The following is a 21336-nucleotide window of genomic DNA, read 5'->3' on the forward strand; positions in this document are numbered from 1 at the left end:
CGACTCCAGAATTATACCGATCGTTATAATTATTCCAGTTGGTACAATTTAGTCAACAATATTGTTTTCCCGTTCCTTACCTTTTACTGTTCTGTTGTTTTTGTACTCATCCTCCAATCGACGGGACGACTCGTGATAACACGCACACCGAGACACCGCCCCGCAGCGGAAGGCGGCTATCAGCGCGGCGAAGAGACCCGCGCAAAGATCATTGAAGCCGCCCTGGGCCTGTTCGGCGAACGCGGCTTCGAAGGCGCGTCGACGCGCGACATCGCCGAGCATGCCGGCGTCAATGCGCCCGCGCTCGTCTACTACTTCGACAACAAGGAAGGCGTCTATCAGGCGTGCGTCGACTACATCATGACGAGCGTCTCGGCGTACTTCGCGGATGCTGTCGATGCGGCGCAGCAGGTGCTCGACGGCAATCCGTCCGACGACGAACTGATCGAAGCGTTTCGCACGATCCAGGCGCGCGTCGCCAGTTATCTGTTCACGACGGAAACGCCCGCCACCTGGCGGCTTTTCATGGCGCGCGAGCAGGCGGGACTCGGACCTGCATTCAGCGCCGAGCGCCTGAACGAGCGCATGCGCAAGCCGTTGCTGAGCGTGAGTTCGGAGATCGTCGGCCGGCTGCTCGGGCGGCCCGCCGACGACCCCGAAACCGTCATCCGCCTGCTGGCGATCAACGGGCAGCTCGTGTCGTTTCACCTCACGCGTTGCACGGCGCTGTCCGCGCTGCAGTGGAAGTCGATCGACGGCGAGCGGTTGAAGCAGTTGTGCGCACTGATCGACGAGCAGAGCGTCGTGCTGTTGCGCGCAATGATCGACCTGCGCGACGCGAACAAACAGCGGCGCAAAAAGAAATAGCGGGTGAGCGGTGCGTGGCGATTCGCCCGCGCATGCCTTAACGTCCCTTACAAAGACAGACAGAACGTGACGGGCGCCTTCGCCCGGCATGAATGCGCAGCGCCATGCCGGGCGGACCTTCGCGCGATCTTTCGCGAGCCGGAACGCGTGCGCAGACGCGCAAATTCTGTCGATTCTGTAACACGGCTGTTAAACGCGACTTGCGTTCGATGGGTAAGGTGCGGGCTTCGCGCGTCGCCGTGCAGACGGCGCACGCGAAACGCACAACTCATTGAAGGAGCAATCGATGCGCAAGCTCGCGATTCTGGCCGCCATGGCCGCACTAACCGCCACGCTCTCCGGATGCTGGTGGGGACCGCCGCCCGGCTGGGGCGGCGGCGGACCTGGCTGGGGCGGCGGAGGCGGACCTGGCGGCGGCGGTCCGGGCGGCGGCCCGCATGGCGCCGTTGCCGTGCCGCATGCAACGGCGCAAGCCTGATCCTCGTGCGACGCGCGCCCGCGCATTCCGCGTGCGGGCGTCGCGTGCGGCTCAACGCTGCGCCGACGTTTCGCGCGGCGTGGCGGACGGCGTCATCCCGCCTTCCGCCGCACTCCACTGCACGACCCACTCGGGCATCGCGGGCGAAGCGTGCGTCACGTTGGCCAGCGCGAGCAGTTCATCCGTCGGCACGGTGCCGCCGCTGCGCTTCAGAAACCGCGCCCGCACGACACCCAGCGCAACCTGCACGCCATCGCGAACGAAACCCTGTTCGATGAAGACATGCCGGTCGTCCCAGCCGATTACGCGCGTCGCCACCTCGTAGCGATCCCACAGCTCGAGCGAGCGGTGAAAGCGCATCGTCTCCAGCGTGACGACGGGATACCAGCCGCGCTTTCTGATCTGCGGCCACATGCGCGAGCGCACCATCAGGTCGATCCGCGCGAGGTCGAGAATCGTGAAATAGCGGCCGTTCGTCATGTGACGCAGCACGTCGAGATCGTTCGGCCACACGCGAAACGGCGTGATGCAGGTGTCGAGCACGTGCAGCTGTCCGCGACGCGGACTCAGCATCAAGGTGAGGAACAGGCGCAACAGCAGATTCATGACAAGGCTCGCAGTGGCAACGCCGGCGCGAGGCGCTGCCGGCATAGGAGCCCGCATGTTAATCGACCGTGCATTGCGGCGATGCTCATTCGTCTAGAGCATCTCTTCGCATGGTGCCGCCAGCCTCGCTTCATGCCGACGTCGGCTGCCCTGCTGCCAGATTCCCGGTATGCATGTCGCTCAGCCGGCACAGCAGAATCCCGTAGCCCGCCAGATGGCCGAGGTACACGCTCGTGAACACGCCGGGCGCGGGCAGCGTATCGACGATCTCGCGCAACGTATCCAGTTGCAGCGGCTTTTCTTCGAGCGGCGCGCGCTCGACGCGCAGATCGGCCACGTACGCGAGCTTTCGATGCGCGGCGACCAGCGTGCCGAGGCCCGCAACAAACGCGTCGCGCCAGCGAGGATCGAGCGTGGCGAACTGCTCATGAAACGTATCGACTGTCTCCAGAAAATTGACGAGCGAGTCGAACAGTTCGTGATAGCACGCGAACAGCGGCAACCGCGCGCGATTGCGCTGCAGATGCGGCGACAGCCACGCCTGCTGCAGATCGAGCTTGAGCAGGCCGTGCGCTTCCTTGAGATCGGTGCTCGACCTTCTCAGCCGGTCCGTGATCGCCTTCAGTTGCGCGCGATCGAGCTGACCCGACACAAACTGCCCGAGCGCTTCCGATGCCTGGTCGTTGCCGTCGTTCACGAGCCGGTTCGCCCAGAAGCCGTGATCGGGCGGAAACGCGATCTGCTGGAGGATGAAGCCGAGCAGCATGCCGAGCACCACGCCGATCAGACGCTGCTCGAGTAGCGGAAGATGCTCGCCCGTATAGAGCACGAGCGTCATCGGGATGGTAATGCTCGTCATCTGAAACAGCGACGGCTTCAGACGCACGATGGTGAAGATCACGAGCGGCAGCAGCAGCGTGCCGAGCCACAGATGCGGCGCGGTGACCCAGATGACCAGCGTCGCGATCGGCATCGCGACGACGTTCGACATCACGCGCCGATAGAAATAGCCGCGTGCGGCCGAGATCGAACTGCCGAGCGCGAGCGTCAGCATCGTCGAACTCGCGAGCGCCACGGCCGCTTCGGGATAACCGAGGCTGTAGGGAATCGAAAAGCCGATCCACAGTCCGAGCGTGAGCTTGACGTACTTGGCGTTTTCCGAAAGCGAGAAGCGCGCGAGTGCACGGCGAAACGGCGTCAGCGGCTTGTGAACGAACGAGACGGTCGACATGATGGCTCCTGCAAGGGAGTAGGCGCTGCGTGGTTCGTGCTGGATCGCGCTGCATCGGATTGTACCGATCCCCCGATAAAACCTGATGGCCAGCGGGCCGCGTTTTGCTCTCCTGGATTTCCTCACCTCCTGGATTTCCTCACCCTCCTGGATCGGCTCACCTCAGCGGACCGCCGCGGTCATTTTTGAACCGCTTCATTTCCTTGCGCCCCGCAGGCATAGTGAGAGGTTTCCAGCTTCGGCACACGCAATCGACACAATGAGCGAGACCTCCCCCGTCGCCGCGCCCGTCATCCGCGACGCCACCGACGCCGACTTCCACGCCATCCAGGCCATCTACGCGTATCACGTGCTGACGGGTGTCGCTTCGTTCGAAGAGACGCCGCCGTCCGTCGAGGATCTGCAGCAACGACGCGCTGCCGTGCTTTCACATGGCCTGCCGTATATCGTCGCCGTCGTCGACGGCCGGATTGCCGGGTATGCGTACGCCACGCTTTACCGGCCGCGCATCGCGTATCGCTACACAATCGAAGATTCGATCTACATGGACGACGCCTTCCGTGGCCGCGGCGTCGGACGCGCGCTGCTCGCGGCGCTGATCGGGCGTTGCGAACAGGGGCCGTGGCGCCAGATGATTGCCGTGATCGCGGACGGCGGACGCGGCGGCTCGCTGTCGCTGCACCAGAATGCCGGGTTCGAACTGGTCGGCACGTTGAAGGCCGTCGGCTTCAAGCAGGGCCGCTGGCTCGATTCGACGCTGATGCAGCGCGCGCTCGGACACGGCAGCGAAGCATTGCCCGCCGGCGCGCAAGCCTCGCACGAACAGGACGACTGAAAGCGGCCGCGTGGCGTTCGAATCAATCCGCCGCGCTAGAATCACCGCATGCCCAGAACAGCCAGATCCGCGCAAACGGCTGCGACGCCACCTGCCGCGCAGCCCAACGAATACACCGTCGACGAGCTCGCGCGCGTCGCCGAATCGACTGTGCGCAACATTCGCGCATATCAGGATCGCGGCCTGCTCGCGCCGCCGCAAAAACGCGGCCGCGTCGGCGTGTATGACGACACGCATGTGGCGCGGCTCAAGCTGATCCATCACCTGCTCGCGCGCGGCTATACGCTCGCGAACATCCAGGATCTCATCAAGGCTATCGACGAAGGCCATGATCTGCGCTCGATTCTCGGTCTCGAGAACGCGATCGGCAGCCGCTGGTCGCACGAGCGCCCCCGCAAGTATTCGCTCGTCGAGCTTGCGCAGATGTTCGGCGTCAAGGGCACGCCGGCATCACTGACGAAGACGGTATCGAAAGCGATCGAACTCGGACTGCTCGACCGCGACGGGCTGTCGTTCGTCGCGCACAGCCCGGCGACGCTGCACGCCGGCGCGACGATGGCGCAAGCGGGCATTCCCCTCGCCGACCTGCTCGATGCCGTCCAGGCGTCGCGCTCTCACTTCAACGCGATCGCGAAGTCGCTCGTCGATCTCGTCGTGCAGCAACTGGACCGTTACGAGGCCGACGCACTGCCGCCGCCCGCCGATGTCCCCGCGCTCGTCGATGCGATCTGGCGCGTGCGTCCGCTCGGCATGGTGCTGGTCGAGAGCGAGATGAACCGCGCGCTCGAAGAGGCGTCGGGCGATTATCTCGGCAGCCGTGTCGCGGCGATCATGGAGAAGCTCGAGCGGAAGCAGGCGCGCAACAGCGACACGCCTGTTCCGGCGCGTATCGGCAAGAAGAAAAAATAGAACAGCATGTGCCTGGTTCGCCGCGTTTGAACGGGTCGCGCGCATGCCCGTCGTACCGTCGATTTCGTTTAACCCACGCGTTTCAACGGGATATCTAGCCGCGCGACGTCCCGCATCCATAGAGTCCGCCGTCTAAACGCGCGCCTTGCGCGCCGCCGGTTCACGCCCTATCGTTACATCAGCCAATGTAACAGTCATCAGCGAACACAACAGGCGGAAACAGGGAGACGGACAGGATGAATGCACGCATGACGCCACCTGCCACGGCCAGCAACCCCGCGCTCATCGAGACGGACATCGCCATCATCGGCTCGGGATTCGCGGGTCTCGGCATGGCGATCCGTCTGCGGCAGTCGGGCATCACGGACTTTGTGGTCGCGGAGAAAGCCGGTTCCGTCGGCGGCACCTGGCGCGACAACCACTATCCCGGCTGCGCGTGCGACGTGCAATCGCATGTCTATTCATTTTCTTTCGCACCGAATCCGCGCTGGTCGCGCATGTTCGCGCGTCAGCCGGAAATCCGCGCGTATCTCGAAGCGTGCGTGCAGCGCTTCGGCATCGCGCCGCATCTGCGCCTGAGTCATGAACTCGTCAGCGCCGTCTACGACGAAGCGCGGCACCGCTGGCAACTGCGCTTCGCGAACGGCCAGCAGTGGTCGGCGCGCGTGCTCGTGTCGGGCATGGGCGGATTGTCGCGCGCGGCGATGCCGGACATCGAAGGGCTCGATACGTTCGAAGGCAAGACGTTCCACTCGCAGCATTGGGATCATGCGTATCCGCTCGACGGCAAGCGTGTCGCCGTGATCGGCACGGGCGCGAGCGCGATCCAGTTCGTGCCGCAGATCGCACCGCGCGTCGCGCATCTCGATCTGTTCCAGCGCACGCCGCCGTGGATCATGCCGAAAGCTGACCGCGCCGTGCGGCCCGTCGAGCAATGGCTGTTTCGTCGCCTGCCCTTCACACAGAAGCTGATGCGCGCGGGACTGTTCAGCCTGCTCGAATCGCGCGCATTCGGTTTTGCCGTGCATCCGTCGCTGATGAAGACCGCGCAGAAAATCGCCGTGCGGCATCTGCACAGACAGGTCAGCGATCCGCAGCTGCGCAAGACGCTCACGCCCGACTACACGATGGGCTGCAAGCGCATCCTCATTTCAAACGACTACTTTCCCGCCGTGGCGCGCGCCAACGTATCCGTGAAAACGGGGGGCATTGCGCGCGTCGAGCCGCACGCGATCGTGACGACCGACGGCGTGCGCCATCCCGCCGACTGCATCATCTTCGGCACCGGGTTTCAGGTCGCCGATCCGTTCCCGCCCGGCGTCGTCAAGGGGCGCGACGGCGTCGATATCGTCGACACTTGGCGCAATGGCGCGCATGCCTATCTCGGCACGGCGCTGCCCGGCTATCCGAATTTCTTCATGATCGTCGGCCCGAATACGGGGCTCGGTCACAACTCGATGGTGTTCATGATCGAGTCGCAGGTCGAGTACATCCTGCGCGCGCTCGACACGATGCGACGCGAAAACGCCGCCGCGATCGAAGTGCGTCCGCATGTCGAGCGCGACTACAACGAGCGTATCCAGCAGAAGCTCGGGCGCGCGATCTGGTCCGTCGGCGGCTGCAAGAGCTGGTATCTCGATCCGCGCAACGGCAGGAACACCACGCTGTGGCCGGGCTTCGCGTATCGCTTTCGCCAGGCCACGCGCACGTTTCATATCGACGATTACTTCGCGTATGCGCCCGCCGCTCATGACGTGAACGCAGCGCATGCAACGGGTGTGACCGCCGAAGCAACGTGACACGGCGGCACGACACAGGCAAAAGCTCAGGGAGACAACGATGAAGAACTTCAGCGACCGCGTCGCCGCGATCACGGGCGCAGCGTCCGGCATGGGCCGCTCGCTCGCGATCCAGCTCGCGCGCGAGGGCTGCCATCTCGCGCTCGCCGATCGCAATGCGGCGGGTCTTGCCGACACCGCGCGGCTTGCGCAGGCGGTTGCGCCGCCGCACATCGGCGCGCCGCTGCGCATCACGACCTGCGTGCTCGATGTCGCCGATCGCGCCGCGATGTATGAGTGGGCCGCCGACACCGCGCGTCAGCACGGACGCGTCAATCTCGTGTTCAACAATGCGGGCGTCGCGCTGTCGAGCACGATCGACGGCATGGAGTATGGCGACCTCGAGTGGATCGTCGGCATCAACTTCTGGGGCGTCGTGCATGGAACGAAAGCGTTCCTGCCGCTTTTGAAGTCGGCGGGCGAAGGCCATATCGTCAATACGTCGAGCGTGTTCGGCCTGTTCGCGCAGCCCGGCATGAGCGGCTACAACGCGACGAAGTTCGCCGTGCGCGGCTTCACGGAAGCGCTGCGTCAGGAACTCGATCTGATGAAGTGCGGCGTCTCCGCGACCTGCGTGCACCCCGGCGGCATCCGCACGGCAATCGCGCAATCGAGCCGCATCGCGCCGAACATGGTCGGCTTCATGATCGAGAACGAGCAGCAAGGCAAGGATGACTTCGAGAAGTTCTTCATCACCACAGCCGACAACGCCGCGCGCACGATACTCGACGGCGTGCGACGCAACAGGCGGCGCGTGCTGATCGGCCGCGATGCGCGCGCCGCCGACTGGCTTGCGCGTACGCTGCCCGCTGCCTATCAGGCGCTCGTCGTGCTGCAGACGCGCCGCATGAAGCGGCTCGCGCAACAACGCGGACGGCGTTCTGCGGATGTCGAAGGCGGCCGCGCATAACGACGCTCAAGGAGAACACGCCATGATGCCCATCCGCCGCGACCTCCGTTTCGCCCTGCCCGCCGAGCGCGCCTGCGACTGGCACCGGCTCGGCCCGCACGTCACGCATTTCTTCAACGCGCTGTCGCTGCTGTTCCCGGCAGGCGAGCGCTTCTTCATGGACAGCGTGCGCCACTATCGCGACCATATCGACGATCCCGAACTGAAGAAACAGGTGCTCGGTTTCATCGGTCAGGAAGCGATGCACACGCGCGAACACATCGAGTACAACGATCTGCTCGAACACGCCGGCCTTCCCGCGCATCTGCTCGACAAGCGGCTCACGTGGTTCCTCGACCTGAATCGCAAGCTGCTGCCACATTCGCATCAACTGGCGATGACGGTCGCACTCGAACACTACACGGCGATGCTCGCGGGTCTCCTGCTCGACGACGGCTCGCGCATCGAAGGTTCCGTCGAAGGCTATGCGCAGATGTGGATGTGGCACGCGCTCGAAGAAACGGAGCACAAATCGGTCTCGTACGATGTATGGAATACGGTGATGAAGCCGGGCCCCGTACGCTATCTGATCCGCACGGGCACGATGCTCGCGGTCACGGTGTTCTTCTGGCTGATCGTGTTCGACTATCACGTCAGGCTGCTGATCCGCGACCGCAAGCGCGGCCACAACATGCGCGGCATGTGGAGCGTCGTGAAGTTTCTGTATGGCCCGAAACATGGCGTGTTTCCGGGCATCGCACTCGAATGGCTGCGCTTCTTCAAGCCGGGCTTTCACCCGTGGGATCATGACAATCGCGCGCATCTGGCGCGTATCGACGGACTCGTCGCGGCCGTCGATGCCGCCAACGCCGCACACCCCGGCGCGCTGAAAAAGTCGCGGCGCGGCGTGCGGGCCGCGGCATGATCCGCGACGTGCTTGCCGTCGATGCCGACGGCGTTCAGCTGGTGGTCTACGTCAGCGGTCCGCGAGACGCGCCGCCCGTCGTGCTCGTGCACGGCTATCCGGACTCGGCCGCCGTATGGGAGCGCATTCGCGCGCTGCTGGAATCGCGTTTCCGCGTGATTGCATATGACGTGCGCGGTGCGGGCGCATCCGATGCGCCGCGCGATCGTGCGTCATACCGGCTCGAGCGCCTTGCCGCCGATCTGCAAGCCGTCGCGCGTGCAACCTGCGGCGCGCGGCCGTTTCATCTCGTCGGTCACGACTGGGGTTCGATTCAATGCTGGGAAGCGGCAACGGACGAGGCACTGCGTGGCAGCATTGCGTCGTTCACGTCGATCTCCGGCCCTTGTCTCGATCATGCGTCGCTCGGGCTGCGCGGCGATCGCGCGCAACACGACGCGCGTGCGTTCGGCGCGGGCATCCGGCAAATGCTGAAGTCCTGGTACATCGTCTTCTTTCATCTGCCGATCCTGTCCGAACTCGTCTGGCGGCTCGGGGGCGCGTATGGCTGGCCGCTCTGGCTGCGTGTGACGGAGCGAGTGCGCAGTGCGCGCGACCCGGCGCAACTGCGTAACGCATTGAACGGACTGCAGCTGTATCGCGCGAATATCATCGACAGGCTGCGGCGGCCGCGCGCCCGCCGCGCTCATGCGCCTGTGCATTTCATCGTGCCGCTGCGCGACCGCTACGTCGGACGGGCGCTGACGCTCGGACTCGAAGCGTGGATCGGGCCGCATTCGCGCGATGAAATCGACGGCGGCCATTGGATCGTGCTGCGCGATCCTGCGCGCGTCGCGGCCAGCATCGAAGGCTTCATCGATGCATGCGAGGCATCGCTTCAGACGATTGGCAGCGTGCGCAAGAACATCGTCGGATAGTCGATGACAAGGCCGTCCTCGTCCACTTTCAGCTCGGCCGCGAAGCCCGTGTCGATGCCTTCGTAGCGGTATTCGTTGTCCGGCTCGATGCACGTATACGCCTGCTCGACGCGCGAGACCTGCAAATCGGGCACCGAAATAAACGCGACGGCAATCGGCTCGCGCGCGCCCTTCGCCAGTTGCAGGCGACGGATGGGCAGCGTGTTCGTGAACGGCGTGGCCGCGATGTCGATATCGATGCAGCCCGCCAGCGATGCAAGCATGAGCCCATGCCCGTCGTGCCAGTTGCCTTCGCCATCGCCATGCAATTCGAGTTCCGCGCCGCCGACCACTTTCAGCCATGCGTGCAGCGTGCGCCACTGCACGTCGCATTTCACACGGTACATGAGGCCGTATGTGCGGCCGTCGCGCTCGCCGACCAGCACGCTTTCGGTGTAGAAGCCGTCGGCGCGCGCATCGAACGCGAGATGCTCGACGCCTTCGCCCTCTTGCGGGGTCCATCGCACTTCACGCATGAATCCGTCTCCTGGGTGTGAGGGTTGTGAGGGGCGCGCGCCGCCTCGGGTGACATCGTAACGCGACGCTGGCATGCACGCGACTCAGCGATGAGTCCCGGCATTCCGCGTGCCCAAATAGCCGCTATCAACGCGCGCGCATGCCGTTCGAGCGCGGTGTGCCCTATGCTCGCGTGTCGTCTGTTTCGAATCGCAATCGCCGCGCGAGTTCCGTCTCGCGCGGCTTTGTCACGTCCCCGTCACGTCAGTTGAACCGCTATGTCTGCCGCGCCACACGAAGAACCGCTCGATGCCTTGCGCACGCTGCTGCGCAGCTTCGGCCAGATCGTCCTGCAACGGGATGCGGCGACGGGCGCGTGCGTACTCGCGGCATGGCTCGTCAGCGATGCACGGCTTGCGTGCGCGGCGTTGACGGGCGCGATCGCGGCGAACGTGGGCGCCGTGCTGCGCGGCTACGCATGCGCCGACACGCGCGACGGACTGCACGGCTTCAACGGCGCGCTGGCGGCGCTCGCGGCATTCACCTTCATTGCCGACGACGCCACGGCGATGGCCGTCGCGATACTCGCGGCAACAGCTGCCGCGTGGCTGCTCGGTCCGTGGGAACGGCTGTTGCGTTCGCGCGGGCTGGGTGTCTACTCGAGCCCTTGCCTGCTCGTCACGTGGGCATGGCTGCCGCTCGTGCATCCGGCCCCAACCCGCGCCGCTGGGAGCGAAGCGATTGCATGGCTCGATCCGCTGCGCGGCTTGCTGGCGGGCATCGCGCAAACATCGTTTGCATGCGGGGCGCTGGCAGGTGCGCTGATACTGGGCGGCATTGCGCTTTCGTCGATGCGCGCCGCGTGCTTTGCGCTCGTGGGCGCGGCGCTCGCCACGTCGGCACAGTGGCTGGCGGGTGCCGGTGGGGCTTCGTTCGATGCGGGCCTGTTAGGATTCAACGGTGCGCTCGTCGCGCTCGCTGTCGCCGATTGCGGTGCGCTGGCGGCGCTGGCTGGCGTGGGCGTGTCGGTCGTACTGCAACAGGTTGCCGCGTTCCATGGCCTACCGGCATTGACGGCGCCGTTCGTCGTCGCAACGTGGACGACGCGCCGCCTCATGCGCGATACTCGCCGCACCCGCGCGAACAGCCCGGACTGTCCGCCGGAAGATGGCGCGGCGCCTGGGCATCGAGAGCAGGCAAGCCGCGCCGTTTTACCCGAGCGCTGAAGCAACCCATAGAGGAGACGTCATGTCGTCGTTCGCTCATACGCCTGCGGGCCGCATCGCGCAGTCGAAGCTCATGTCGGAGGAGGAACGGCGCACGCGCGTCGACCTCGCGGCTGCGTACCGGCTTGCGGCGCTGAACGGCTGGGACGACCTCGTCTACACGCACATTTCCGCGAGCGTGCCCGACGAGCCCGGCCATTTCCTGATCAATCCGTTCGGCCTGTCGTTCGATGAAGTGTGCGCGTCGAATCTGGTGAAGATCGATATCGCGGGCAACATCGTCGGCGAGAGCGAGCATCCCGTGAATGCGACGGGTTTTGCGCTGCACGCTGCCGTTCACGCCGCACGTACCGACGCTTTTTGCGTCATGCATCTGCACAACACGGCGGGCATTGCGGTATCGCTGCAAAAGAACGGCCTTTTGCCCGGCTCGCAGCATGCGTTGCGTTTTCACGGCTATCTTGCGTATCACGACTATGAAGGTCTTGCGTTCACGCCGGCCGAGGGCGAGCGCCTCGTCGCCGATCTCGCCGACAGGCCCGCGATGCTGCTGCGCAATCACGGCACGCTGACGACGGGCCGCACGGTCGCGGAGGCGTATGTGTTGATGGCGACGCTCATCAAGGCATGTGAGATTCAGTTGCTGGCGCAGGCGGGTGGAGGTGATCTTGTGATGCCCTGCGAGGCGGTGGCCGCGCGCACTGCGGAGCAGCTTTATGATGGCGGCGCCGTTGAAGGAGTGGTCGAGTGGCCTGCGTTACTGAGGAAGCTCGATCGTCTTGATGTCTCTTATCGCGACTGATTTTTTGTTTTTCTGCTTGCTGCAGAGGAGATGAGTTATGCCTACTTTTCGTGTCGAACTTTTTGAAGGCCGTACTGTTGAACAGAAGCGCCAGTTCGTCGAGGCGATTACTAAAGCGACTTGCGAATCCCTGAAAGTCGAGCCTGGCTCGGTTGATATTATTCTTGTTGATGTCAAGAAGGAGGACTGGGCGACCGGGGGGCGGCTTTGGTCTGATGCTGGGTGAGGTTTTTTGTCTGCGACGCAGTCGCCATTCCTGGTTTTTTGTTTTTTGTTTTTTGGTTTTTGCTGCGCTGGCATCCGCGATGTCGTAGCAGTGCTGCAAGCGTCGCCCCTGTGCGGGGCGGCACTTACTTTCTTTGCCGCCGCAAAGAAAGTAAGCAAAGAAAGCGGGCTAACACCGCCAATGCTAGTCGTTGCCTGCGGGCCCCCCACGGGTCCCGCACTCCACACGGCAACACGTTATTTCATGTGCGTTGCCAGCGCCTTTAACAGGCCCATCACCCTCTCCAATCACCCGTAGCACAGCCCGCGGCAGCGATCCGTCTGCGCCGCCCAGGTGGCAAACGGTGTGTAGGCCATCGCGACGCAAGTGCACCACTCCGGACTGAAAAGCGGGATCGGTGTCGTAGAAGCGCTAACGCGTAAGGCGCGACAGACTACACACCGTTTGCCACCTGGGCGGCGGTTGACGTTTGGTAACGCAGTACGTGACGCGGGAGTGTGAAGTGGGGGATGCGAATCCAGGAGCGCTGGCAACGAGCATTGAGTAGCGTGTTGCCGCGTGGAGTGCGGGACCCGTCGGGGGCCCGCAGGCAATGACAAGCACTGGCGGTGTGAGCGGCTTTCTTTTGCCTACTTTTCTTTGCCGCTGCAAAGAAAAGTAGGTGCCGCCCCGCACAGCAATGGTCTCAACTTAAGCCCCATTCCATCAGGCGAACTTGTACGCGAGATGGCAATGGGGCTTGGCTTTTCTGGGCGGTCGAGGATATGAACGTGCCGGCTGTATGCGACATCGGTTCTGGTGGATGAGCGCAAGCAGCGAGGCGAGACCTTCCAGACAGTGGCGCACGCGCAGAAGGCACGCACCGAGGATGGGCTTGAGCACACCCCGCGCGTACACCCGGTTGGGGCGGCTGGCACAGACATTGTCGTGTGAGACATCCAGATCGCTGAGCAGTGTGCACAGGTTGTCCGCGAGAATTTTTGCGCCCAGGTCCTGCTGCAAGGCCAGATAATCCAGGCCCGTCACGGCCTCCAGCCGCAGTCGGTGCTTGAGGCGTTTGAACGCTTCCTCGATCCGCCAGCGCTGATGGTAGAGCGCACCGAAAGACGCTGCCGGATAACGCTGACCATCAAGCAGTGAAGTCATCAGCACACGCACGCGACCGCTGGGCGTGACGTCCCGTATCAGGCGCACGGTGCTCGGTGTACGGGCCAGTTCATAGTCGCGGGCATCCTGCTCGCAAGGCGCTTGTAGCGTCACGATGCGCTCGGCTTCGCCGCTGCGGGTGAAGTCGGTGACGCACTTCCAGTTATGTGTATCGACGCGCATGCAGAACGCAATCTCGCGCTGCGTCAGCGTGGCCACCATCGCGTTACCGATAAAGCCACGATCAAGTAGCAGCAGATCGGTACACGGCTGGAGCACATCCAGCGCTTCAAACAACATCTGGCGCTCGGCGCCGTCGGCGGAGTGAAGCGCGGCGTGCAACGTCAGTTCGGGGCCCGGCAGGAACAGCGCAAACACGTAGTGATCGGCGCGTAGTTCTTGGCACCGGCGGGTGCTCACGCGCAGACGGCTGCCGTCAGCGGCGACCAGCCTCAGGCCGTTCCAGCGCATCGATTCGATATGGGGTTGAGCCAGAGAAATCAGGTGAGCGCGGGCCAGATCGAACAGATCAGCCGACAACCCTCGACGCGCCTTGCTAAACGCCTGTGCGCTGACCGCGCGGGTCTGGCCGCCGCGCTTATCCAGCGCGCCAAACAGCGCATCGAGTTCGGCCTGCACGCTTGCGCACATGCCCGACATCATCAGCGCAGCCATGCGCGGCAAGGTCAGTGTGCGATTACGGGTAAAGGCGGCAGGAGAACGACGCACGCGATCGGCGAGCGCCGGATCGAACAGGAATTCGGAGAACTCAGCCAGAAGCCTCGAGGAAGCTGGTATTTGAGTTCATATCGTTGATTTATCAGGGAGTTATGCAGTCAAGTTTACAGGGGCAATGCCTCGTTTACAAGCGCTTTGACGCTTAAGTTGAGAGCATTGCCCCGCACAGGGGCGACGCTTGAAGCACCGCTACGAATTCGCGGATGCCAGCGAAAGAACAAATCGCGGATGCCAGCGCAGCAAAAAGCAAAAAGCAAAAAAGCCAAAAACCAGGAACGGCGACTGCGTCGCAGACAAACAAACAAGCTGCGACAACCCACCACACCACCCCGTGGCGCGCAGTAAACGCGCCATCTGCTGCGACGCGGTCGATTGCCGCAGATTCAAGGACATTATTACGAACAGAGCCGCCGGAAGAACAAACAAAAAACCTGATCCACATCAAACACTTATCCCAATAAAAAGCGCTCGAAAAAGCGCCCACATGCGCCATATCGCCACATCACGCGCCGCAGCAAAACCACCCGCAATCCCCTACGCTTGCCGTCATCCGCACGAAGCAGTGCGCCTTATCCGGATTCGGACACATGACCACCGCAATCTCCGCCTTCGACCTCGCACGCATGCAGTTCGCGTTCACGGTCTCGTTTCACATCATCTTTCCCGCACTCAGCATCGGACTAGCCAGCTTCATCGCCGTTCTCGAATGGCGCTGGCTGAAAACCGGTAAGGCCTACTACAAAGATCTTTGCCTGTTCTGGTCGAAGATCTTCGCCGTGGCCTTCGGCATGGGCGTCGTGTCGGGCGTCGTCATGAGCTACGAGTTCGGTACCAACTGGGCAGGCTTTTCGTCGTTCGCCGGTCCCGTCACGGGCCCGCTGCTGATGTACGAAGTGATGACGGCATTCTTTCTCGAGGCAGGCTTCCTCGGCATCATGCTGTTCGGCTGGCAACGCGTCAGCCCGCGCGCGCATTTCGGCGCGACGCTGATGGTCGCGATCGGCACGCTGATCTCCACGTTCTGGATCCTCGCATCCAACAGCTGGATGCAAACGCCGCAAGGCTTCGATATCGTCGACAACCACGTCGTCCCCGTCGACTGGTTCAGGATCATCTTCAATCCGTCTTTCCCGTACCGTCTCGCGCACATGGCCATCGCCGCCTTCATCGTCACGGCGCTCGTCGTCGCGGCAGTCAGCGCATGGCATCTGCTGAAGGGCCGGCGCGACAGCGCAGTGAAGAAGATGTTCTCGATGGCGCTGTGGATGCTGCTGGTTCTTGCGCCCGTGCAGGCCTTCGTCGGCGACGCGCACGGCCTGAACACGCGCGAATACCAGCCCGCCAAGATCGCAGCGATCGAAGGTCTGTGGGATACCGAGCATGGCGGCACCGCGCTGAACCTGTTCGGCATCCCCGACATGCAAGCGGAAACGACGAAGTACGCGGTGTCGATTCCGCACCTCGGCAGCCTGATTCTCACGCACAGCTGGGACGGCGAAATCCGCGGATTGAAAAGCTTCCCGAAAGAAGATCGTCCGGACTCGACGGTCGTGTTCTGGAGCTTCCGTGTGATGGCCGGTCTCGGCGTGGCGATGATCGCCTTCGCGCTCGCCGCGTGGGCACTGCGCCGGCGCGGCAGGCTGTACGACGCGAAGTGGTTCCAGCGCATCGCGATCGCGATGGGACCGACGGGCTTCCTGTCGCTGCTCGCGGGCTGGGTCACGACGGAAGTCGGCCGTCAGCCGTGGGTCGTGTACGGCGTGAAGCGCACCGTCGAAGCCGTGTCGCCGCTGTCCGCGCAACAGGTCGGCATTTCGCTGATGGCGTTCGTCGTCATCTACTTCCTCGTGTTCGGCACGGGCATCTACTACATGTTCAAGCTGATGCGCTCGGGCCCCGCGCTGCCGGGCAAGACACCGGACGGCGTACCGCAAGGCCCCGGGCGCACGGCGCGCCACCCGCTGTCCGCGGTTGACGCCTGACCCGACACTTCCCTTCGAACAAACCGCGAGACAACAATGGACGTCACCGTAGTCTGGGCCGCGATCATCGCACTCGGCCTCTTCATATACGTCGTGCTGGACGGCTTCGATCTCGGCATCGGCATCGTGTTTCCGTTCTTCCCCGAAGAGAAAGAACGCGATCTGATGATGAACACCGTCGCGCCCGTCTGGGACGGCAACGAAACCTGGCTCGTGCTCGGTGGCGCAGGCCTGTTCGCGGCGTTCCCGATCGTGTACTCGACGGTGCTGTCCGCGCTCTATCTGCCCCTCGTCTTCATGCTCGCCTGCCTGATTTTCCGCGGCGTGTCGTTCGAGATCCGCGCGAAGGCGAATCGCACGAAGCACCTGTGGGATCTCGCGTTCATCGGCGGTTCGACGGGCGCGGCGTTCTTCCAGGGCATCGCGCTCGGCGCGTTCCTGCAAGGCATTCCCGTCGTCGCCGGCAGCTACGCAGGCGGTGCGTTCGACTGGCTCACGCCGTTCTCGCTGCTGACAGGCCTCGGCCTCGTCGTCACCTATGCGCTGCTCGGCTGCTGCTGGCTCGTCGCGAAGACGGAAGGCGATCTGCAGCGGCGCCTGCATCGCGTCGTGTGGCCGCTGACGATCGTGCTGCTCGCCTTCATCGTCGTCGTGAGCCTGTGGACGCCGCTACAGGAACCCGAAATCGCGCAGCGCTGGTTCGACGCCGGCCTCTTCTGGCGCCTGTTGCCCGTGCCGTTCCTCGTCGCGATCTGCACGTTCTTCATGCGCCGCGCGGTGCGCGGCCGGCATCACAACACGCCGTTCATGATGGCGCTCGGGCTCGTGCTGCTCGGCTATGTCGGACTGCTCGTGAGCCTGTGGCCGTACGCGATTCCGTCGAGCCTCACGCTCTGGGAAGCGGCTGCACCGCGTTCGAGCCAGATGTTCACGCTGGTCGGCGCGGCCATCATCATCCCCATCATCATCGGCTATACGACGATGGGCTACTGGGTCTTCCGCGGCAAGGTGCGTCATGGCGATGCCCACTACCACTAAACCCGTTGCCCGCTCGCGCCTGCCCGGCTGGGTGTGGTTCATCGCGCTGTGGTGCGGCGGCGTGGGCGGCGCGATGACGGTCGGCTACGCGTTCAAGGCGCTGATGAACGCGACGCTGTTCGCGATCACATGAACAGCGCCCGAATGCATGAGCCGGACGACGCGCGGCCCGGCCGCATTCACTCTGCATAACCCGACGGGCGGCCTTTCGAGGCCGCCCGTCTGCCTTCAAAATCCTTCCGCGAAGCTCGTCTACGTAGCAGGCCGCGAGAGCAACGCAAGCAACAAGCCTGCGGCTACCGATGCAGTGCCGGACAAACCAGGGAAAACCACACGCGCGGGCCGCGACGGCAACACCGTCACGGCCGCGCGAGCGAGACCAGAGTACGTCGATCAAGCCGCGCCGATGCCGTTGCTTTCCGGACGGCCGGCGCGAACAATGAAGCGCGAGTCAGAAGGCGCGAATCACGAAGCGGATGTGCGCACGCGCCGCAAGGCAGGCGCAACAGAGCCGCGACAGATATGACCCATCCGACGATCAGGCATATGATCGCGGCTTGGGAAGCACAATAAGCTGTTGCTGCATGGACGGCCCACCGCTGGTCGGGCCGCAGGGAGTGCAGCGGGTTGCGATGCGCAGCGGGCGTGAGCCCGGCGCGGCGCGGCCTTGCGGACGGATTGCGCGCGACGGGGAGCGCGCGGTCCGCTCGCGTCCCGACCGACAACATGGGCACAACACCGGCAGGGCAAAAGCGGAGACATCATGAAGTTTCTTGTAGCCGACGATCATGAACTGATCCGCCAGGGCGTCAAGGGTCTGCTACGCGGACTCGATCCCGACGCCACATTCGACGAGGCCGACAGCTGGGAAACGCTGGCGGCCGCCGCAAGGCCTGACGCGAACCACGATCTCGCCATCGTCGATCTCCACATGCCCGGCATGACGGGCGCCTCCTCGCTGCAAATCCTGCTGAAAGAGAATCCGGCGCTTCCTGTCGTGGTGCTGTCTGCGGAAGAGTCGCCCGACGAGATGCGCGCCGTGCTCGCGGCAGGCGCGCTGGGCTTCGTGCCGAAGCGCCAGCCGGCCAGCGTGATGCTCAAGGCCATTGAACTCGTCCTCTCGGGCGGCGCCTACGTCCCGATGGAAGCCCTCAGTCTGCTCGGTTCGCGCGACGCCGCTGCGGCAACCGCGGCCGCGGAAGCCGGTTCGACGGCGGCCACGGCCGCCCTCGCCGCGCAAACGACGACGGCCGCGCCGCCCGACGCGGCGCCCATCGTCCGCGTCGAGGCGTTGCAGCCGCATCAGCAGCATCTGCTGGAGAATCTGTCGCCGCGTCAGCAGGAAATCATGCGGCTCGTGCATCGCGGCTGGACCAACAAGATGATCGCGCGCGATCTCGGCGTCGCCGAAGGCACGATCAAGGTTCATCTGTCCGTGATTTTCCGCGCGCTCGGCGTGCACAACCGCGCGACGGCGATCGCCGTGATCAACGGCTGGCTCGAAGCCGGCAAGACACTGTAGAGAAGAGAAAAAAGAAGGCGACGGGACGTCGCCTTCGGCAGCACGCGGCTCGGGCAGCCGCAGATGAATGCGCGCGTCAGAGCATTTCCGTCGCGAGCGTGACACCCAGCGCCACGCCGCCGATCACGCCGATCACGCGGCCAAGCAGCATCGCGTTGAGATCCTCGTCGAGAATGAACTGGCTGCGGCGCTCGCGCAGCACCGTGCGCTGCAGCAGCGGCAGCGGAAACAGCAGTACGCACGACAGCGCCACGGGCAGCCCCAGGCGCATCGCCATGTTCGCGTGATGCTCGGCGGGAATGCCGAAGTACAGCATGCCGACCACGAACACGGTCGTCAGCAGTGCGCCCGTCAGCACGCCAGCGACGAGCCTGTCGGAAGGATGTCCGTCCACTTCTACACCTCATTGATTCGATTGCCGCGCCGGGCCGACCTGCCGGACGCGAGGGTTGCCGGAAGCATTCGCGGCGGCATCAGGAAGCCGCCGTTATCGCGAATGGGCTTATTTCAGCAGCCAGGCATGGCGCCCGTCGATCAGACACTTCTCAAAAAAGCGCGCGAACGGGCGTGGGACGAGGTGAGGTGCGTCGATTGGGATGAGGCCGGGGACGACGGAAGGGTCAAGGGGAAATGAACGTGCCGGCGACGCGAACTGCCATGCGTCGCCTGCCGGCGGTTCGCGAGTTCAGCCGCGCGTCGTCGCAGGCTGCTCCTCCGTCGGCTGCAAGGCCACATCGGCGACGGCGCCCGGCTGCTGCCATAGCATCTCGAGCGTGCGACGCAGACGCGCGGGTGTCACCGGCTTGTGCAGCACGGGAATCCCTTGCAGCGCCAGCGCTTCCAGTTCCACCGACGCCATATCGCCCGTAATCAGCAGCGTCACGACGCGCTCGCGGCCGCGCCGCCGCAGTGCGTCGCGTACGGCGGCGAGCGCCTGCGCGCCCGTCCGGTGGTTGGCCAGCTGGTAGTCGCACAGCACGGCGTCGGGCATGAAGCCTTCGTCGATCGCCGCCAGTGCGTGACGCTCGTCGGGCACGCCGCGCACCACGCAGCCCCAGCGCCCGAGCAAACTCTGAATGCCTTCGAGAATCGCCGGCTCGTCGTCGATGCACAGCACGTGGCGCCCGAGCGCCGCCGCGCCGCTTGCGGCCGAATCGTTGAGCCCCGCGACGATCCTCTGCGGATCGCCCGCGCGCACCGGGAAGCGGAACACCGAGCCGCGCCCCGGCGTCGAGCGTAATTGCAGCTGTCCGCCGAGCATGTCGACGAGCCGCTTGACGGTCGGCAGCCCGAGGCCGTGTCCCTGGCGTGCGTCGCGCTGCGGATTCGCGACCTGATAGAACTCCTCGAAGATGCGCTCCTGCTCGGCCTTGGGAATGCCGATACCCGAATCGCGCACTTCGATATAGCCGCCGTCGCGCTGTCCCGCGCGCCGGTAGCCCATCCAGATTGCGCCGCCTTCCGTGTAGCGCACCGCGTTCGACAGCAGGTTGCTCAGGATCCGCTCCAGCAGCACGGGGTCGTCGTGGATCACGGCATCCGTCGGCGCGATGCGCAGCGCGAGCCCTTTCGCGGCCGCCTGCGGCCAGTACTGGTTGCCGACCCGGTCGAACAGCTCGGAAAGCCGGAAGTGCAGCCGGATGACCTGCGTGACGCCGCTCTCGAGCTGCGCCAGATCGAGCACCTGGTTGAACAGCTGGTTCAGCGCCTCGACGTTGTTGGCGATGTTGCTGGCCGTCTTCGCGTGCTGCACGGGCGTCGCCGTCGAATCGTTCAGCGATGCCGCGAGCAGCCCGATCGCGTGCAGCGGCTGACGCAGATCGTGGCTGGCAGCGGCGAAGAAGCGCGTCTTCGCGAGGCTCGCTTCTTCGGCGACGAGCTTCTGCGCCGCAAGCGATTCGGCGAGTGCCTGCTGGTCGACGCGCGCCTGCACGACGCGCTGGAACAGCTTGCGGTAGCTCAACGCGTACACGTTGATCGCGCAGAAGAAGAACGCGAGGACGATCGCAAGGATCGTGCGGTCGAATGTATGCGTGCCGAAGTGCAGCACGATCGCGGGCAGCAGCAGGAACGGAATCGCCGTCACGAAGTTGGCCACGTCGAAACCGTTCGACATGAACACACCCGCCGCCAGCGTGACGAGCATCACCGTGTGCAGGATGGGCAGATCGGTGTGCGGGCTCTGGAACGCGAACCAGATGGCGAGCCCCGGCGCGCTGTAGAGCAGCGCGCCGCGCGCCGCGTGCAGGTTGATCCACGTGCGCGGCGACACGGCTTCGGGCCAGCGCCGGTTGCACATCCACAGCGCGAGGCTCGCGCAATTGGCGAAACCGTAGAAGATGAAGCAGGCCGCGAAAAGATGCGGATGCGGGATGTTATTCCAGTAGATCGCCACCAGCACGGCAATCGAAAACCAGTGCGTGAAGAAGGCAATCGGATCCTGCGCGTACAGGACGCGCACGAGGTCTTCGTCGATGGCGCGCTGGATGGGATCGGCCCGCATCGTGCGGTCTCCTTGTGTTGTAAAAACCGCTGCCGATTGCATCGGACTCTGGAATAAAACCCGTTCTCCGTCCGTCATACACCGGCACCGGTACAGTCTAAAGATAGTTTACCCGTCCTGCCGGCGGTTTACCCTTCAGCTATGACTTAATCCATATAGGCGG

The 21336-nt window shown here is 64.2% G+C and carries 22 protein-coding genes; 16 read left to right on the plus strand and 6 right to left on the minus strand.

Going from position 1 to position 21336, the window contains the following annotated elements:
* The first annotated feature begins 132 nt into the window (after positions 1-132).
* Positions 133-867 carry a CerR family C-terminal domain-containing protein gene (locus FRZ40_RS18735; protein ID WP_028367768.1) on the plus strand — a complete coding sequence of 245 codons (735 nt, stop codon included), beginning with the start codon at positions 133-135 and terminating at the stop codon, positions 865-867.
* Positions 868-1153: 286 nt separating this feature from the next.
* Positions 1154-1345, plus strand: a complete 192-nt coding sequence (locus FRZ40_RS18740) for a hypothetical protein (protein WP_028367767.1) — start codon at positions 1154-1156, stop codon at positions 1343-1345.
* A gap of 51 nt (positions 1346-1396) precedes the next feature.
* Here the strand turns inward: FRZ40_RS18740 and FRZ40_RS18745 are convergent, their stop codons facing one another.
* Both FRZ40_RS18745 and FRZ40_RS18750 read right to left on the minus strand, forming a co-directional pair.
* Positions 1397-1951, minus strand: a complete 555-nt coding sequence (locus FRZ40_RS18745) for a thioesterase family protein (protein WP_147235111.1) — start codon at positions 1949-1951, stop codon at positions 1397-1399.
* Between the two features lie 130 nt (positions 1952-2081).
* Positions 2082-3182, minus strand: a complete 1101-nt coding sequence (locus tag FRZ40_RS18750) for an aromatic acid exporter family protein (RefSeq protein WP_147235112.1) — start codon at positions 3180-3182, stop codon at positions 2082-2084.
* 259 nt (positions 3183-3441) lie between these two features.
* Here FRZ40_RS18750 and FRZ40_RS18755 point away from each other — a divergent pair, with 259 nt between their 5' ends.
* The 6 genes from FRZ40_RS18755 to FRZ40_RS18780 all read left to right on the plus strand — a co-directional run bounded on the left by FRZ40_RS18755 (position 3442) and on the right by FRZ40_RS18780 (position 9495).
* Positions 3442-4017: a GNAT family N-acetyltransferase gene (locus tag FRZ40_RS18755; protein ID WP_028367764.1), complete on the plus strand. Its 576-nt coding sequence runs from the start codon at positions 3442-3444 to the stop codon at positions 4015-4017.
* Between the two features lie 48 nt (positions 4018-4065).
* Complete coding sequence (locus FRZ40_RS18760) at positions 4066-4926, plus strand: MerR family transcriptional regulator (RefSeq protein ID WP_147235113.1); 861 nt, start codon at positions 4066-4068, stop codon at positions 4924-4926.
* A 236-nt stretch (positions 4927-5162) separates the two neighbouring features.
* Positions 5163-6725: a flavin-containing monooxygenase gene (locus FRZ40_RS18765; protein WP_147235114.1), complete on the plus strand. Its 1563-nt coding sequence runs from the start codon at positions 5163-5165 to the stop codon at positions 6723-6725.
* Positions 6726-6765: 40 nt separating this feature from the next.
* Complete coding sequence (locus tag FRZ40_RS18770; protein ID WP_147235115.1) at positions 6766-7674, plus strand: SDR family NAD(P)-dependent oxidoreductase; 909 nt, start codon at positions 6766-6768, stop codon at positions 7672-7674.
* A gap of 22 nt (positions 7675-7696) precedes the next feature.
* The gene (locus FRZ40_RS18775) at positions 7697-8578 is read left to right on the plus strand and encodes a metal-dependent hydrolase (RefSeq protein WP_147235116.1); all 882 of its coding nucleotides are present in this window, start codon (positions 7697-7699) and stop codon (positions 8576-8578) included.
* Complete coding sequence (locus FRZ40_RS18780; protein ID WP_147235117.1) at positions 8575-9495, plus strand: alpha/beta fold hydrolase; 921 nt, start codon at positions 8575-8577, stop codon at positions 9493-9495. Before FRZ40_RS18775 ends, FRZ40_RS18780 begins: the two co-directional genes overlap by 4 nt.
* On the opposite strand, the gene FRZ40_RS18785 is transcribed toward FRZ40_RS18780, so the two are convergent.
* The gene (locus tag FRZ40_RS18785) at positions 9456-10010 is read right to left on the minus strand and encodes a putative glycolipid-binding domain-containing protein (RefSeq protein WP_147235118.1); all 555 of its coding nucleotides are present in this window, start codon (positions 10008-10010) and stop codon (positions 9456-9458) included. The genes FRZ40_RS18780 and FRZ40_RS18785 overlap by 40 nt on opposite strands.
* Before the next feature lie 258 nt (positions 10011-10268).
* On the opposite strand from FRZ40_RS18785, the gene FRZ40_RS18790 reads away from it, so the two are divergent.
* Genes FRZ40_RS18790 through FRZ40_RS18800 form a run of 3 tightly spaced genes read left to right on the plus strand, consistent with a single transcriptional unit; the run spans position 10269 to position 12244 of the window.
* Positions 10269-11216 (plus strand): urea transporter, encoded by a 948-nt coding sequence (locus FRZ40_RS18790; protein WP_147235119.1) that lies wholly within the window; start codon positions 10269-10271, stop codon positions 11214-11216.
* Positions 11217-11238: 22 nt separating this feature from the next.
* Positions 11239-12018, plus strand: a complete 780-nt coding sequence (locus FRZ40_RS18795) for a class II aldolase/adducin family protein (protein WP_147235120.1) — start codon at positions 11239-11241, stop codon at positions 12016-12018.
* 37 nt (positions 12019-12055) lie between these two features.
* A complete protein-coding gene (locus FRZ40_RS18800) occupies positions 12056-12244 on the plus strand; it encodes a 4-oxalocrotonate tautomerase (protein WP_028367756.1) in 189 nt (62 codons plus the stop codon).
* Positions 12245-12949: 705 nt separating this feature from the next.
* Here FRZ40_RS18800 and FRZ40_RS18805 read toward each other — a convergent pair.
* Entirely contained in the window at positions 12950-14188 is a 1239-nt protein-coding gene (locus FRZ40_RS18805) for an IS4 family transposase (RefSeq protein WP_338048180.1), read from the minus strand.
* 143 nt (positions 14189-14331) lie between these two features.
* Between FRZ40_RS18805 and FRZ40_RS18810 the strand changes: the two genes are divergently transcribed.
* The 5 genes from FRZ40_RS18810 (at position 14332) to FRZ40_RS18825 (ending at position 18670) form a co-directional block, all read left to right on the plus strand.
* Entirely contained in the window at positions 14332-14589 is a 258-nt protein-coding gene (locus FRZ40_RS18810; protein WP_147235123.1) for a hypothetical protein, read from the plus strand.
* Positions 14590-14715: 126 nt separating this feature from the next.
* Positions 14716-16110 carry a cytochrome ubiquinol oxidase subunit I gene (locus FRZ40_RS18815; protein ID WP_028367755.1) on the plus strand — a complete coding sequence of 465 codons (1395 nt, stop codon included), beginning with the start codon at positions 14716-14718 and terminating at the stop codon, positions 16108-16110.
* A 36-nt stretch (positions 16111-16146) separates the two neighbouring features.
* Complete coding sequence (cydB, locus tag FRZ40_RS18820) at positions 16147-17148, plus strand: cytochrome d ubiquinol oxidase subunit II (RefSeq protein ID WP_028367754.1); 1002 nt, start codon at positions 16147-16149, stop codon at positions 17146-17148.
* Complete coding sequence (locus FRZ40_RS44435) at positions 17132-17281, plus strand: hypothetical protein (protein WP_167528672.1); 150 nt, start codon at positions 17132-17134, stop codon at positions 17279-17281. Before cydB ends, FRZ40_RS44435 begins: the two co-directional genes overlap by 17 nt.
* A 630-nt stretch (positions 17282-17911) precedes the next feature.
* Positions 17912-18670 carry a response regulator transcription factor gene (locus FRZ40_RS18825; RefSeq protein ID WP_028367752.1) on the plus strand — a complete coding sequence of 253 codons (759 nt, stop codon included), beginning with the start codon at positions 17912-17914 and terminating at the stop codon, positions 18668-18670.
* A 76-nt stretch (positions 18671-18746) separates the two neighbouring features.
* Here the strand turns inward: FRZ40_RS18825 and FRZ40_RS18830 are convergent, their stop codons facing one another.
* Together FRZ40_RS18830 and FRZ40_RS18835 are read right to left on the minus strand one after the other, a co-directional pair.
* Positions 18747-19064 (minus strand): hypothetical protein, encoded by a 318-nt coding sequence (locus FRZ40_RS18830; protein WP_147235125.1) that lies wholly within the window; start codon positions 19062-19064, stop codon positions 18747-18749.
* 291 nt (positions 19065-19355) lie between these two features.
* Positions 19356-21173, minus strand: coding sequence for an ATP-binding response regulator (locus tag FRZ40_RS18835; protein WP_147235127.1), 1818 nt, complete (start codon positions 21171-21173; stop codon positions 19356-19358).
* Between the last annotated feature and the right edge of the window lie 163 nt (positions 21174-21336).

Origin of the sequence: Paraburkholderia azotifigens (genome assembly GCF_007995085.1) — a bacterium.
Lineage (GTDB): Bacteria > Pseudomonadota > Gammaproteobacteria > Burkholderiales > Burkholderiaceae > Paraburkholderia > Paraburkholderia azotifigens.

Bases quoted from the DNA above. Each gene is read 5' to 3' on its own strand.
- FRZ40_RS18740 (WP_028367767.1), top strand. From the start codon at position 1,154: ATGCGCAAGCTCGCGATTCTGGCCGCCATGGCCGCACTAACCGCCACG.
- FRZ40_RS18745 (WP_147235111.1), bottom strand. From the start codon at position 1,951: ATGAATCTGCTGTTGCGCCTGTTCCTCACCTTGATGCTGAGTCCGCGT.
- FRZ40_RS18750 (WP_147235112.1), bottom strand. From the start codon at position 3,182: ATGTCGACCGTCTCGTTCGTTCACAAGCCGCTGACGCCGTTTCGCCGT.
- FRZ40_RS18755 (WP_028367764.1), top strand. From the start codon at position 3,442: ATGAGCGAGACCTCCCCCGTCGCCGCGCCCGTCATCCGCGACGCCACC.
- FRZ40_RS18760 (WP_147235113.1), top strand. From the start codon at position 4,066: ATGCCCAGAACAGCCAGATCCGCGCAAACGGCTGCGACGCCACCTGCC.
- FRZ40_RS18765 (WP_147235114.1), top strand. From the start codon at position 5,163: ATGAATGCACGCATGACGCCACCTGCCACGGCCAGCAACCCCGCGCTC.
- FRZ40_RS18770 (WP_147235115.1), top strand. From the start codon at position 6,766: ATGAAGAACTTCAGCGACCGCGTCGCCGCGATCACGGGCGCAGCGTCC.
- FRZ40_RS18775 (WP_147235116.1), top strand. From the start codon at position 7,697: ATGATGCCCATCCGCCGCGACCTCCGTTTCGCCCTGCCCGCCGAGCGC.
- FRZ40_RS18780 (WP_147235117.1), top strand. From the start codon at position 8,575: ATGATCCGCGACGTGCTTGCCGTCGATGCCGACGGCGTTCAGCTGGTG.
- FRZ40_RS18785 (WP_147235118.1), bottom strand. From the start codon at position 10,010: ATGCGTGAAGTGCGATGGACCCCGCAAGAGGGCGAAGGCGTCGAGCAT.
- FRZ40_RS18790 (WP_147235119.1), top strand. From the start codon at position 10,269: ATGTCTGCCGCGCCACACGAAGAACCGCTCGATGCCTTGCGCACGCTG.
- FRZ40_RS18795 (WP_147235120.1), top strand. From the start codon at position 11,239: ATGTCGTCGTTCGCTCATACGCCTGCGGGCCGCATCGCGCAGTCGAAG.
- FRZ40_RS18800 (WP_028367756.1), top strand. From the start codon at position 12,056: ATGCCTACTTTTCGTGTCGAACTTTTTGAAGGCCGTACTGTTGAACAG.
- FRZ40_RS18810 (WP_147235123.1), top strand. From the start codon at position 14,332: ATGCCAGCGAAAGAACAAATCGCGGATGCCAGCGCAGCAAAAAGCAAA.
- FRZ40_RS18815 (WP_028367755.1), top strand. From the start codon at position 14,716: ATGACCACCGCAATCTCCGCCTTCGACCTCGCACGCATGCAGTTCGCG.
- cydB (WP_028367754.1), top strand. From the start codon at position 16,147: ATGGACGTCACCGTAGTCTGGGCCGCGATCATCGCACTCGGCCTCTTC.
- FRZ40_RS44435 (WP_167528672.1), top strand. From the start codon at position 17,132: ATGCCCACTACCACTAAACCCGTTGCCCGCTCGCGCCTGCCCGGCTGG.
- FRZ40_RS18825 (WP_028367752.1), top strand. From the start codon at position 17,912: ATGAAGTTTCTTGTAGCCGACGATCATGAACTGATCCGCCAGGGCGTC.
- FRZ40_RS18835 (WP_147235127.1), bottom strand. From the start codon at position 21,173: ATGCGGGCCGATCCCATCCAGCGCGCCATCGACGAAGACCTCGTGCGC.